Source organism: Lentzea fradiae (assembly GCF_900100955.1).
Taxonomy (GTDB): Bacteria; Actinomycetota; Actinomycetes; order Mycobacteriales; family Pseudonocardiaceae; genus Lentzea; species Lentzea fradiae.
In genome coordinates, this window is the sequence record NZ_FNCC01000010.1 from 375489 (window position 1) to 387993 (window position 12505).

Below are 12505 nucleotides of genomic sequence, written 5' to 3' on the forward strand. Positions count from 1 at the left end.
TCATGCGCAGATGTTGATCCGGCCGCAGTGGCGAGCGCACGTGGGATCGGTGTAGTGGGAGCAGAAGTCGCCGCACACCGTCGTTCACACCCGAAGCCTGAACGGCGGCCGCAGGACGCGCCCGAGACTGAAGTCAGTGCGTCGCTTCGCTACTGAGGTCGTCCGCCCTTCGTTGCGCGCGCTTGCACTGACTCCCACGCCATCGCCCGCGTGTCGCGCACCGTCTCCATCTGTGCTTTCAGGCTCGACCACATCGAGCTCGCCCCGATCATCGAACTGACGACTGCACACCCAGGAATACCCAGAACTCCGCGACCTGTACATCCGACGAACCAAGCCCGCCGACGCCACACGCTGCGTCTCGCAAATCTCGAGCTGTTCGACCGCACAGCGCGTCGCCGTTCTGGCCTGATTCACCACCTGCCTGCAGCGCAGCAGCTGCTCAGGTATGACGGTGCTGGCGATCGGCCTGCGGGCTCGGCCACGGAGGCGCAGGTGACGCGTGTGACCGAGCGACGGTGATACTGGCGGTGGACGAGTAGTTATCCATGAATGCGACCGACATCGCGCCCAGGATGTCCGCCACCGGGCTGCCCCCTACAAGCCGGGAGCCGGTCTTGAGCACGACTCCGGTGTCACCAGGGTCGCTTGGCCGGAGCGACGAGCGCAGGGACATCGATGGCCGGGTCGGTCGACAACGGTCGCCAGCCCCCGGAAAGTGCCTGTCGGACATCGCGTCTGGTTTCAATGGCAGCCTCAGACCGTGTCGTACGGTCAACGCCGCAGTAGCGCAGAGCAGATCCGAGGTCATCTCGGCGCTCCCGCCTCCAGCTGAACCAGCCGGGCTTCCTGATGCGCCCAAGGCGGCACCAGCTTGACCGCCGGTGCTACGACATGCCTTCGGTAACCTCATCCTACGCTGCTCCAGCTGCGGGGTCGAATGTCAACGCCGTGGCGAAGGGCAACAATGGGCAGCAGGGATCAGCGTGTGCGTGTCGCCCCTGCGCGTCCTGACGCCCCTTGGTGCGATCATCGGCGGGCAGCTCCTCCGGTTCGTGATGACGACCTCGCGACCTCATGGCACGCCGCCTCCCCCGTATCGTCCATTATGGATCGGCAGTGCAGAACCCCAGCGGACGAAGCCCGAAGCCGAGTACGAACACGACCGGGATCGCGAGCAGGGATCAAATCGAGTTCGTCCACCAACGCTGTCATGTTGCGGAAAGTGCCTACTCGCCTCACGGACACTTGAATGGCACATCCCAATCACGCGCTCTGATGTCGGGGCGTTGCCGGACCGACCGATGCCTGTGCCGCTAGCCGAGTTCGGGTGGTGTCGGGACGGACCGCAGCGCGCGGTTGCTGCGCGGCTCGGTGCGGGTCTTGGTCTCGCCGACCTGACGGATCAGTTCGTCGCGGACCTCGTTGAGCGCCGCGGGAAGCTCTCGCTGGGACGAGGTGGCGACGAGGTGCAGCCGATGGCCGTGGTTGATCCAGCACTGCAGCATGACGCGCTGCTCGACGCCCTTGCGGTCTTTGAGGCTGATCTCCAGTTCGATCTCGTCGTCGCGGTACGACCGCAGACGGGAACCGAGCGCGGCCAGGCGATCCACGACCCAGTCGCGTTCGGACGAGTGGAAGCCGGCGGCGAGGTGCAGTCGCTGCGCGATCACTGAAGCATCTTCGGGAGTTGCGTTCATGCGTTGTCGCTGACGGTGCTCACTGAAATCTCTCCTCATGACCAAGACGAACCGCCTGCCCGACGAGCGAGCGGGAAGCTGCCCTCAGCCTCAAATCTGAAAACGTCGAAATAATCTCTTTCGCATACTCTATACCACCCGCGCGCATTATCACCTGAAATTCACATGAGAATCCGACGATGGCAACCCTTCGGCCGCCGAGCGGCACAGCTCCGCCCCGCATCCGCCCCACCACAGGGCATCTAGCAGCGAAAACGGATAGATCGGCGGTGTCGCGACTGAAGCTTCGCGGATGCCCACCGACGACACGAACAACGCGAAACTTTTCAGTCGATCACAACTGAAACGGTGTATGGTTGATTTTGTCGAGAACATCTCGCACCTGAGCGGTCAAGCTCAGGTCGTACTCGACGAAACCTGAACCGGCAGTTTTCTCTGGCCGAGACTGGAGTCCGGCATGACGCCGGTCCCTCACCGATCCACCGCCCCAAGGGCCGCCGACGACGCTGACGAACAGCAGCCCCGGTCTCCGCTGCGACTGCGCCTGCGGCCGCAGGCGCCTGCCACGGGATACGTCGACGGCGCCTGGTGGCCACGTTCCCACGACCTCACCACCGAACTGCCCGCCCTGCTCGCAGTGCTGAACGTCCGGCTGGGTGAGATCCCCAGAGTGAACTACCACCTCAGCGACTGGGACACCGCGCCGCGCCGCATAGCCGCCGACGGCATCCGGGTCCGGCTCGACGGGTTCTGGACCAGGCCCGCCCACACCGTGGACCTGATCGCCTCAGACCGGCGCCGCCTCACCCTGCTGCTCGTTCCCCCCGACACGTCCTCAGCGGCCGCACATGAAGCGATGATGCGCGCCGCACACCGCGACAACACCGACACCGTCGAGGACCTGTTTTCCTCGACCGCCCTCCAGACCCAGGTACCACAGCCGAGAGAGTGAGAAGAGATGACAGCGTCGACCTACGTGTCCCTGTACGAGCGCAGGCTCAAGCTGGTTCAGGACACCCTGACCGAGCATTCCGAGCTCAGCGCCGAATCCTCGCGAGCTCTCGCCGTGCACGTGCTGGGCGCACTGGACCACATCCCCGAGCACATCCGTTGATCGAGCAACACACCTGAGTGGTTCGCGAGCGCCTGCTGTCCCAGCCGGGTTTGCGCCCTGCGCGGCAGGGAAATCCGAGCAGAGACAGGCAGCCACCTGCCGACTCACCGATGACCCCCCGGACCCCGGCGTCGGAAATCGACACTGGAGGCGTTGGTGAGCACCGACCGCGGTGAAGTGCCGCCCGAACGAAGCCCGATTCCAGCTGTGCTGCGGGTCGGCGCAGCGTTGAGCTGGCGCTTTCTCGTCGTGGTCGCGGCGCTCTACGTAATCGGTGTCATCTTCAGCAGGCTGGCGGCACTCGTCGTGCCGCTCGCGATCGCGCTGCTGCTGGCCGCCTTGCTCGCACCGGCCGTCGGTTTCCTGATGGCACACCGAGTTCCCCGAGGTCTCGCCACCGCGCTGGTCCTGGTCGGCGGACTGCTCGTGCTCGGCGGAATGTTGACGTTCGTCGTGGTGACCTTCGTCAACGGCCTGCCGGACCTGGCAGCGCAACTGGCCCGAAGCATCGACACGATCTCCGGCTGGCTCGTCAACGGCCCGCTGCAACTGAGCGAGACCCAGCTGAGCGACTTCGCCGACCGGATCCTGAAAACCTTGCAGGACAACCAGTCCGGCATCACGACGGGCGCCATCACCACCGCCGCGACAGTCGGCGAGACCCTCGCCGAGATGCTGCTGGTGCTGTTCGCGCTCGCGTTCCTCCTCTACGACGGCCCCCGGATCTGGCAGTTCCTCATCCGCGTCGTTCCCGACGGACCCCGCAGGCGGGTCGACGTGGCAGGCAGGCGCAGCCTCGCCGCACTGGTCAGCTACGTCCGCGCCACCGGAGCGGTCGCGGTGGTGGACGCGGTCGGTATCGGCATCGGACTGGCCGTGCTGCGCGTACCGCTGGCGGTTCCGCTGGCGGCGCTGGTGTTCATCTGCGCGTTCGTCCCGATCTTCGGCGCGGTGGTGGCCGGTGCCGTCGCCGTCCTCATCGCACTCGTCGCGAACGGTCCCCTGACCGCGGTGATCGTCCTGATCATCGTCATCGCGGTGAACCAGCTCGAAAGCCACATCCTGCAACCATTCCTGCTGGGACGCGCGGTGAAGCTGCACCCGCTCGCGGTGGTGCTGGCCATCGCGGCAGGCCTGCTCGTCGCAGGCATCGCGGGCGCGCTGCTCGCCGTTCCCCTGCTGGCGGTGCTCAACTCCGCGATCCGCTCCCTGCGCAGCGATGCCGACGAACACGTGTCACCCGCCGACGTGCACACCAGCCAGCCAGAAGAGTCCGGACCGGACGAACCCGGCCTGGACACCGAAGCCGAGAAGTGAAACCCACAACGGCTCACCGCAGCCACCCCCGGAGCAGGTACATGACCTCAACGCACGTCGTCCCGACAGACACGACTGATCGCCCTCGCGGTAGCGACTTCGCCCGCCTCACCAAAGAGCTCAAGGCCGCCGGCCTGCTGAACCGCCGACGCGGCTACTACCTGTTGCGGATGGCGGTCAACGCGCTGCTGCTCGGCGCGATCGCCGTGACGTTCGTGATGGTGGGTGACTCCTGGTGGCAACTGGTCACCGCAGCCGTCCTGGCCGTGGCCTCGACGCAACTGGCGTTCATCGGCCACGACGCCGGCCACCGGCAGATCTTCCGCAGCCACCGCAACAACGACATCGTCGGGCACCTGCACGGCAGCCTCACCGGCATCAGCTACCAGTGGTGGGTCGCCAAGCACAACCGCCACCACGCCAACCCCAACCACGAGGACCACGACCCCGACATCGAGATCCACGCCCTCGCCTTCAGCCGCGCCCAGGCCGCCCGGAAACGCGGCCTGTACAGCTGGATCACCAAGCACCAGGCGTTCCTGTTCTTCCCGCTCCTGCTGGCGGAAGCCGCCGTGCTGCGCATCTCCGGCCTCATCGCGTTGTGCCGCAACGAACTGCGAAACCCGTGGCGCGAAGCCGCGCTCCAGATCGTGCCGATGATCGCCTACCTGGCGGCGGTGTTCCTCGTGCTGTCGCCGGCGAAGGCGATCGTGTTCATCGCCGTGCACCAAGGCCTCATGGGCGTCTACCTCGGCTGCTCCTTCGCACCCAACCACAAGGGCATGCCGATCATCACCGAGGGCCAGCGCCTCGACCACCTCCACAAGCAGGTGCTCACCTCCCGCAACGTCACCGGCGGCCGCTGGGTCGACGCCCTGCTCGGCGGCCTCAACCACCAGATCGAGCACCACCTCTACCCGCACATGCCCCGCCCCAACCTGCGGCACGCGCAACCCCTCGTCGAGAACTTCTGCCTCCGGCACGGCATCCCCTACAGCAAAACCACCCTGCGCCACTCCTATGCCCAGGTACTGCGCCACCTGCACGACGCCGGCTCACCCCTCCGCCACCAGCCGGGTGACGCCCGCAGCTCCACGAACACCGAAGCCCGCCGGTTGGACCCAACCGGCGGGCTTCGGTGTTCGTTCACGCACGCCGCTGTTCAGCGGCTCAGCAAGAACTAGGCGGGGACGACGTTGTCCGCCTGCGGGCCCTTCTGGCCCTGAGTGACCTCGAAGGAGACCTTCTGGCCCTCCTGGAGCTCGCGGAAGCCCTGGGCGGCGATGTTCGAGTAGTGGACGAACACGTCCGCGCCACCGCCGTCCTGCTCGATGAAGCCGAAGCCCTTTTCAGCGTTGAACCATTTGACGGTTCCGGTGGCCATGTGCGCTCCAAGCATGATTCGGCACCCGCACGATGCGGAGCCGGAGGTGATCCGCCATGGCCCTCGGAGATGCTGAACAGCAAAACGCCCGTGACACGTGATCACGGGCGACCGGTACTTCGGAACCATGACTGATGGCACCACGCTACACGGGCTGCTCGGCGGTGGGTCCACCGCGTCATCGTCAGACGGTGCGAAGTCCACTTCGGCGTGGACGCCCCCGCGGTGTCCACTCCGGCCGACGTGGACAGCGCGGTGGAAGTCCCGTAGCCGTCAAGCAGCGGCGTCGTTCTGCGAGGGTGCGTGCTCTGGTTTTCTAGCCCACATCGGACTCGGAAGACGGACTCCGACTCGTCCCGCTACTCGCTCCGCAGTGGTTTGCGGTCCGCATGCCGGGGAACTCATCAGACATCCAACCGCCCCGGACCCAGGCGACAGGGGATCTCCGGGAGCGTTTCTTCTGCTTCGTTCTCCTGCACCACTCGCGGCCCCGCCGCGCTCACGTGGCGGCAGCCGTTCGGGTCACAGGAGATCTCCCGGGATCCGCTCCACACCGAACGCAAGATCGAGGAGACCCGCAGTGACCAACCCGACCATCTCCGCAGCCACACCACCTGCGCAGACCACGAACTCCGAGATCGCGACGTCCAACAGGAGCCTGCTCTCCTCCTCCGAGGGGACGACCACCGTCGCCGACACCGTGGTCCAGAAGATCGCCGGACTCGCCACGCGCGAAATCCCCGGTGTGCACGCGCTGGGCGGAGGCGCGGCGCGTGCCTTCAGCTCGCTGCGCGAGCGCATTCCCGGCGCCACCGCGTCAGCGGGTCAGGGAGTCTCGGTCGAGGTCGGCGAGCGACAGGCCGCCATCGACCTGCACATCCTCGTCGAGTACGGCGTGTCCATCGCGGACCTGGCCAGTGCGGTTCGCCGCAACGTGATCGGCGCGGTCGAGCAGATGACAGGTCTCCAGGTCGTGGAGGTCAACATCGCGGTCACCGACGTCCACATCCCCGGCGAGGAGGACGACGGCAGGACTCCGGAACCCGGTCGGGTGCAGTGAGCCCCCAGATCGACGCGATGGTCATCGCCACCGCGGTGACGGTCCTTCCCCAGGTGGCGGGACCGCACAGCGGCCGGTACGGGGAGATCGTCACCCTCCTGCCGGGCCGCAGGGTGGAGGGAGTTCGCCTGCGCACGGACGAGATCGTCATCGGCGTCGTCGCGAGGTACCCGGCCACGACCGCCGAAGTCGATGCGGCCGTGCGCGCCACCGTCCACGCCGCGATCGGGAGAGTCGAGTTCCCGGTTCACCTGTGGATCGGCGACATCGCGATTCCCCGCGTCCTGTCGCCCGGCATCACGACCGGGCGTCGCTCGGCGCGCAAGCTCCCCCTGCCCTCCGCGAGGGCCTGGGCGACGAGCCGCACTCCGGCCACCAGAGCAGGGACAACACCATGAACTCGACCACCACCGGGATGCTCGCGGGCATCGCGCTCGGCTTCGCCGCCGCGTTCGGCGGTTTCGGCGCCTTCATCGTCGTGCTGCTGCTCGGTGCGGCCGGGCTCGTCGTCGGCAGGGTCCTCGACGGCAAGCTCGACATCTCGGCGCTCTCCGGCCGCGACCGGACCTGACCGTCGTGACTCCCGCAGGCCCACCCGCGCAGGAGAACACGGACGATCCAGGTGCGCGCGGCAGCCTCACGATCAGCGAAAGAGCTGTGGAGCGGATCGCCTCGCACGCGGCGCTCGAGGTCGACGGCATCGGTGGTTCCGCACCGCGCGTGCTCGGTGTCACGGTCGGCGCCGAGGAGGCCGAACGGAACGTGCGGATCGCCGCGAGGATCACCGGCGCGGTCGTCGCGCTCGACGTGCGGCTGTCGATCACCTACCCGGCGCCGGTGGGCAGCACCGCCGAGTCCGCGCGGACACACCTGATCAGCCGGGTCCACGCCTTGACCGGCCTGAGCGTGTTGAAGGTCGACATCACCGTCACCGCACTGCACCGCGCGGTCGTGACGCCGCGGAGGATCCGATGAAGCGGTTGCCCCGCCGCAGCACACCGGCCGTCCTCGTGGCTCTGACCGTCCTCGCGGCCTGCGTTCTCGCCGCCGTCGTGTCGGTGCAGACGCTCCTCGGGCAGGACCCGTGGGTCGATCCCCGCGCCGTCTTCGCCGCTGTGCACGACACCCGCTGGGAAGACCCCGTCGTCGCGCTCACCGCCGCGGTCTGCGTGGTGCTCGGTGCGGGCCTGCTGCTGTGCGCGGTGCTCCCCGGCAACCCCGTCGTACTGCCACTGCGCGACGACGACCCGGACACCAGGTCCACGATGGACTCCGGGGTCACCCGCCGGAGCCTGCGCAACGTCCTGCGCACAGCCGCTTCATCGGTCGACGGCGTCACCGCCGCGAGGCTCACCCTCGGACGGCGCACGATCACCACGACCGTCAGCACGGACCGCACGATCACCGACGGGCTCGCCGCCGCCGTGCGCGGCGCGGTCGAGAACCGGCTCGACCGCATCCGGCCGGCCATCCGACCAGCCGTGGTCGTCCACGTCAAGGCCAGGAGAACACGATGAACGGCCTCGAGAGGCCAGCAAGGCTCAACCGCGTCGTGCTGGCGGTCACCGGACTGGTGCTGCTCGTCGGCGGCGGTGTCGTGGTGGCCGAGACCCTCACCACCCTGAACCTGCTCCGCCCCGACGCCCCTCTCGTTCCCGGCGACGCCCTGCCGCCGACGTGGGTCTGGTACGTCGCCGCGATCGGCTCAGCGGCTCTCGGGCTCCTGGCGATCCGGTGGCTCGTCGCACAGGCCGACCGCACACCTGAGAGCAGCACCTGGCGATACGACACCGAACCCGGCAGCGGCCGGACCGAACTGGCCGCGAGCACTGCCATCACCCCTTTGCTGGCAGAGATCGAGGCCTACCCCGGCGTGCACGCCGTGCACGGCACCCTGGCCGGGCGCCTGGACGCCCCGGCTCTGGCACTGGTGATCAGCACGACGCGGGACGGCGAGCCCGGCGCGATCCGGCACGCACTCGTCTCGGAAGGGCTGCCACGACTGCGCCGAGCCCTCGCCATCGACGAGTTGCCCACGACCGTCGAGTTCCGCCTCACCGACGCGCGCGGCCCGCGGACACCCGCACGACGTGCCCATCGGGAGCAGGCACCCGACCTCGGCGCCTCGCCACGTGACGACCGCGGCCCTGCGCCTGCCGAGAACCGCAGCCGTGCGATGTGAGGCTCGCATCGAACTCGTCCGTGTTCGGCTTGACGGAGGCCACATGACCAGGAGATCCACCGCAGCAGCGCCACACGAGAACGGATTCGGATCGACGATCGTGAGGAGACGTCGCGCGTTCGAGGCGTACCTCCACCTGGGGAGGGTGGCGCCGTGGATCCCTGGCTCATCTGGCTGATCATCGGGTTGGTTCTGGCCATCGCCGAGATCTTCACGCTCACCGCTGCACTCGGCCTGCTCGGCGTCGCGGCGATCACCACGGCGGGGTCGGCGGCGATCGGTCTGCCGATCGCCGGTCAGCTCGTGGTGTTCAGCGTCGTGTCCGCCGCGGGCGTGGTGCTCGTGAGGCCTTGGGCGCGGCGCATGATGCTGCGACCGCGGCCGGAGCGGTTCGGCGTGGAGGCGTTGGTAGGTGCTTCCGCCTACGTGCTGCGTGAGGTGAACGACCACGAGGGCCTGGTGCGGCTGCGTGGTGAGGACTGGACGGCTCGCCCGTACGACAGGTCCGTCGTCATCCCGGCCGGAAGCACGGTCGACGTACTGCACATCGACGGCACCACCGCCGTCGTCTACCCACGGGAGTGAGCCATGTCCACACTGCTCGTCGCCGGGCTGGTGCTCGCGATCTTCGCGGTGTTCACCGTGCTGCGCGCTGTGCGCATCGTGCCGCAAGCACGTGCGCGCAACGTCGAACGTCTAGGTCGCTACCAGCGCACCCTCACGCCCGGCCTGAACTTCGTCATCCCCTACGTCGACCGCGTCTACCCGCCGATCGACCTGCGCGAGCAGGTGGTGTCGTTCCGGCCGCAGCCGGTGATCACCGAGGACAACCTCGTGGTGGAGATCGACACGGTGCTGTACTTCCAGGTCACCGACCCCCGGGCCGCCGCCTACGAGATCGCCAGCTTCCTGCAGGCGGTCGAGCAGCTCACCGTCACCACCCTGCGCAACGTCGTCGGCTCCATGGACCTGGAGAAGACCCTCACCTCACGCGACACGATCAACAACCAGCTGCGCGGCGTGCTCGACGACGCGACCGGCAAGTGGGGCCTGCGGGTCAACCGCGTGGAGATCAAGGCCATCGACCCGCCGCAGAGCATCAAGGAGGCGATGGAGAAGCAGATGCGGGCCGAGCGCGACAAGCGGGCCGCGATCCTCAACGCCGAAGGACAGCGTCAGTCGCAGATCCTCACGGCCGAGGGCGACAAGCAGGCCGCGGTGTTGCGCGCGGAAGGAAACCGGGCCGCGACCATCCTCAAGGCGGAGGGCGAGTCCCGCGCCATCGACCAGGTCTTCCAGTCAGTGCACCGCAACGATCCCGACCCGAAACTCCTCGCCTACCAGTACCTCCAGATGCTGCCCAAGCTCGCGGACGGTCCCGGCAACACCTTCTGGGTGATCCCGAGCGAGGTCACCACCGCACTGCAAGACGTCTCCAAGGCGTTCTCAGAGGTGCTGCCACGATCAGTCGCCGCCGGGCGCGACGAAGCCGTGGAGGCCGCCGCCGCACAGGCCGAGGAGGACGTCGCGCGGGCGAGCGAGGCGGCAGCCGCAGCGGTCTCGGACGCCGCGGACGCCGCCGCGCCGGTGAACGCACTGCGACCGGAACCGGCGGGAAGCCGAGAACGGCGTCGGCCGCGGTGATCGCGTTCGGCGCCGCCGTGACCGTGCCCAGCCCTGACAGGCCGCTGGTCCTGGCAGGTCGCCGAGCCGCGAACGCGCACCCGGTGCCGGCCTGTGCTCGAAGTGGTGTCGTGCCACACCGGACGACATCCGTGAGCCGAGGTTCGCCGCGGTGACCGAACGGCGGAGGTCGCCGGGCGCGCTCGACGCTAGGATCGGTCAGGCGTCCGGCTCGGTCGGGCGGAATCGCGCCACGCCGCCCCGGACCCCGGTGGCCCCACTTCGCCAGTCACGGTCTGGAGTGCTGCCCACCATGCTCGACATCAGCCGCCTTTCGGCGGTTTCGGCGAACGTCGCCGCCCGGCTCGTCCACCGCCAGGTCGCCGTCCGGCACGTGTGCATCGCGTGCGGGGTGCGGACGAACGCGATCGGCACGGCGCTCTACCTGTGGGAGGCCGCAGGCCGCTGTGACCTCTACACGAGTTCCGGGTTCTGCGGCGAGGAGATCGCGGAGCTGCAGACCATGCTCTGCGAGGGGCCCGCGTTCGAAGCGGCCCGGCAGAACTGGCCGGTGCTCGTGCCGGATCTCGTGGACCACGTGGCGTCGGTGCGCTGGCCGCTCCTGGCCGGCGCGGCGGTCGAGGCCGGAGTCGCGGCGATCTTCGCCTTTCCTCTCGCCCTCGGCGCGGAACCGCTCGGTGTGCTGGAGATCCACCGCGGCGACGGCGACGCGCTGACACCCACCGAGGTCGCCGGAGCAGTGCAGCTGGCAGACATCGCTCTCACCCTGCTGCTGGACGACGAGTGGTGAAGAGTCCGGTGGCGGTGCAGTCGCAGCTCGACGCCGAGGCACCTCGTGGCCTCGCGTGGGCCGTGCGAGACCACGTTCCCCACAGGTTTCGGGATCCCTCGGGTCCAGGGCCGGTGTCCTCTTGAGCGATCAGCCCCACGCCGATCTGGGACATCTGAGCGTGCTCAGCCCTGAGCAACGCGCCGTGCTGGAGCTTCGCGTGGTGCGCGGCCTGACCGCCGAGCAGGCGGCGTCGGCACTGGGCTCGACGGCGGCGGCCGTGAGATTGCTGCAACACCACGCCCTGGACGCGCTGCGGAACGCGATCACGCGCGAAGGGACGCGGGAATGAGTCCGTCAGGGCACCGGCACAGCACGGAAAGATCATGCCGGAATCATCTTCCACAGTGGACAGACGCCGGACGCGGACTCCGCTCGCGCTCCGCTGACGCCGGACCCGACGGCCGGTGGCCGGGTGCGCCCAGGCCGGCCGCCGCGCGCACAGGTGACAGGATGCGGTGATGGACGCCCGACGCAGGAACAACGTGACCGTCATCGGTTGCGAGGACGCTCCGACGGTGCTGCTCGCCCACGGGTTCGGCTGCGACCAGAACCTGTGGAGGCTGGTGGTGCCTGACCTGTCGAAGCGGTTCCGGATCGTGCTGTTCGACCACGTCGGGTCGGGCAGGTCCGACGTCGCGGCCTGGTCCCCGCAGCGCTACACCACACTCGACGGTTATGCCGAGGACGTGCTGGAGATCTGCGCGGAGCTGGACCTGCGGGACGTCGTGCTGGTCGGACACTCGGTCAGCGCGATGATCGCCGTCCTCGCGGCCAACCGCGAGCCCGAGAGGTTCGCCAAGCTCGTGCTGCTGACCCCGTCGCCCTGCTACCTCGACGACGGCGACTACCGGGGCGGTTTCACCCGTGCGGACATCGACGAGCTGCTCGACTCGCTCGAGTCGAACTACCTCGGCTGGTCCGCGGCGATGGCGCCGGTCATCGCCGGCAACCCGGACCGGCCCGAGGTCGCCGGTGAGCTGGAGGCCGCGTTCTGCCGCACCGACCCGGCGATCGCGCGGGTGTTCGCGCGCACCACCTTCCTGTCCGACAACCGCGCGGACCTCGCGGACGTCACCGTGCGGACCGCCGTGCTGCAGTGCTCCTCGGACGCGATCGCGCCGCGCGAGGTCGGCCAGTTCGTGCACGACCGGATCGAGGGCAGCGTGCTGGTGACGCTCGATGCGATCGGCCACTGCCCGCAGCTGAGCGCTCCAGAGCAGACGGCGGCCGCGATCGCTGAGTTCGCGGGCGCCCGGTGATCCGCCCGGCGGG

Annotated in this window: 17 protein-coding genes; 15 read left to right on the plus strand and 2 right to left on the minus strand. The window is 68.5% G+C overall.

Annotated elements, in window-relative coordinates:
• Positions 1-1316 precede the first annotated feature (1316 nt).
• Positions 1317-1673, minus strand: a complete 357-nt coding sequence (locus tag BLT23_RS25250; protein ID WP_245744155.1) for an HPF/RaiA family ribosome-associated protein — start codon at positions 1671-1673, stop codon at positions 1317-1319.
• 484 nt (positions 1674-2157) lie between these two features.
• Between BLT23_RS25250 and BLT23_RS25255 the strand changes: the two genes are divergently transcribed.
• The 4 genes from BLT23_RS25255 (at position 2158) to BLT23_RS25265 (ending at position 5315) form a co-directional block, all read left to right on the plus strand.
• The gene (locus BLT23_RS25255) at positions 2158-2652 is read left to right on the plus strand and encodes a DUF5994 family protein (protein WP_090052788.1); all 495 of its coding nucleotides are present in this window, start codon (positions 2158-2160) and stop codon (positions 2650-2652) included.
• A 6-nt stretch (positions 2653-2658) separates the two neighbouring features.
• Positions 2659-2814, plus strand: a complete 156-nt coding sequence (locus BLT23_RS40950) for a DUF6307 family protein (RefSeq protein WP_176946910.1) — start codon at positions 2659-2661, stop codon at positions 2812-2814.
• A 156-nt stretch (positions 2815-2970) separates the two neighbouring features.
• Positions 2971-4131, plus strand: coding sequence for an AI-2E family transporter (locus BLT23_RS25260; RefSeq protein WP_245744156.1), 1161 nt, complete (start codon positions 2971-2973; stop codon positions 4129-4131).
• 41 nt (positions 4132-4172) lie between these two features.
• Complete coding sequence (locus BLT23_RS25265) at positions 4173-5315, plus strand: fatty acid desaturase family protein (RefSeq protein ID WP_090052792.1); 1143 nt, start codon at positions 4173-4175, stop codon at positions 5313-5315.
• Here the strand turns inward: BLT23_RS25265 and BLT23_RS25270 are convergent.
• Complete coding sequence (locus BLT23_RS25270) at positions 5312-5515, minus strand: cold-shock protein (RefSeq protein WP_089927059.1); 204 nt, start codon at positions 5513-5515, stop codon at positions 5312-5314. The two genes, BLT23_RS25265 and BLT23_RS25270, sit on opposite strands and share 4 nt — an antisense overlap.
• A 580-nt stretch (positions 5516-6095) precedes the next feature.
• On the opposite strand from BLT23_RS25270, the gene BLT23_RS25275 reads away from it, so the two are divergent.
• The 11 genes from BLT23_RS25275 (at position 6096) to BLT23_RS25325 (ending at position 12492) form a co-directional block, all read left to right on the plus strand.
• On the plus strand, positions 6096-6575 hold the full coding sequence (locus tag BLT23_RS25275) for an Asp23/Gls24 family envelope stress response protein (RefSeq protein WP_089927551.1): 480 nt from the start codon (positions 6096-6098) through the stop codon (positions 6573-6575).
• A complete protein-coding gene (locus BLT23_RS25280) occupies positions 6572-6973 on the plus strand; it encodes a hypothetical protein (protein WP_176946911.1) in 402 nt (133 codons plus the stop codon). The genes BLT23_RS25275 and BLT23_RS25280 overlap by 4 nt, the downstream gene beginning before the upstream one ends.
• On the plus strand, positions 6970-7146 hold the full coding sequence (locus BLT23_RS40955) for a hypothetical protein (protein ID WP_089927554.1): 177 nt from the start codon (positions 6970-6972) through the stop codon (positions 7144-7146). Before BLT23_RS25280 ends, BLT23_RS40955 begins: the two co-directional genes overlap by 4 nt.
• A 5-nt stretch (positions 7147-7151) precedes the next feature.
• Entirely contained in the window at positions 7152-7550 is a 399-nt protein-coding gene (locus BLT23_RS25290) for an Asp23/Gls24 family envelope stress response protein (RefSeq protein WP_090052794.1), read from the plus strand.
• Complete coding sequence (locus tag BLT23_RS25295; RefSeq protein ID WP_089927560.1) at positions 7547-8092, plus strand: DUF6286 domain-containing protein; 546 nt, start codon at positions 7547-7549, stop codon at positions 8090-8092. The genes BLT23_RS25290 and BLT23_RS25295 overlap by 4 nt, the downstream gene beginning before the upstream one ends.
• Positions 8089-8757 carry an alkaline shock response membrane anchor protein AmaP gene (locus tag BLT23_RS25300; RefSeq protein ID WP_245744157.1) on the plus strand — a complete coding sequence of 223 codons (669 nt, stop codon included), beginning with the start codon at positions 8089-8091 and terminating at the stop codon, positions 8755-8757. Before BLT23_RS25295 ends, BLT23_RS25300 begins: the two co-directional genes overlap by 4 nt.
• A gap of 153 nt (positions 8758-8910) precedes the next feature.
• Positions 8911-9342, plus strand: coding sequence for an NfeD family protein (locus BLT23_RS25305; protein WP_090052796.1), 432 nt, complete (start codon positions 8911-8913; stop codon positions 9340-9342).
• A gap of 3 nt (positions 9343-9345) precedes the next feature.
• On the plus strand, positions 9346-10401 hold the full coding sequence (locus BLT23_RS25310; RefSeq protein ID WP_090052798.1) for an SPFH domain-containing protein: 1056 nt from the start codon (positions 9346-9348) through the stop codon (positions 10399-10401).
• Between the two features lie 292 nt (positions 10402-10693).
• Positions 10694-11191: a GAF domain-containing protein gene (locus BLT23_RS25315; protein ID WP_143036028.1), complete on the plus strand. Its 498-nt coding sequence runs from the start codon at positions 10694-10696 to the stop codon at positions 11189-11191.
• Positions 11192-11312: 121 nt separating this feature from the next.
• Entirely contained in the window at positions 11313-11522 is a 210-nt protein-coding gene (locus tag BLT23_RS25320) for a sigma factor-like helix-turn-helix DNA-binding protein (RefSeq protein WP_176946912.1), read from the plus strand.
• 169 nt (positions 11523-11691) lie between these two features.
• A complete protein-coding gene (locus tag BLT23_RS25325; protein ID WP_089927574.1) occupies positions 11692-12492 on the plus strand; it encodes an alpha/beta fold hydrolase in 801 nt (266 codons plus the stop codon).
• Positions 12493-12505: the final 13 nt, after the last annotated feature.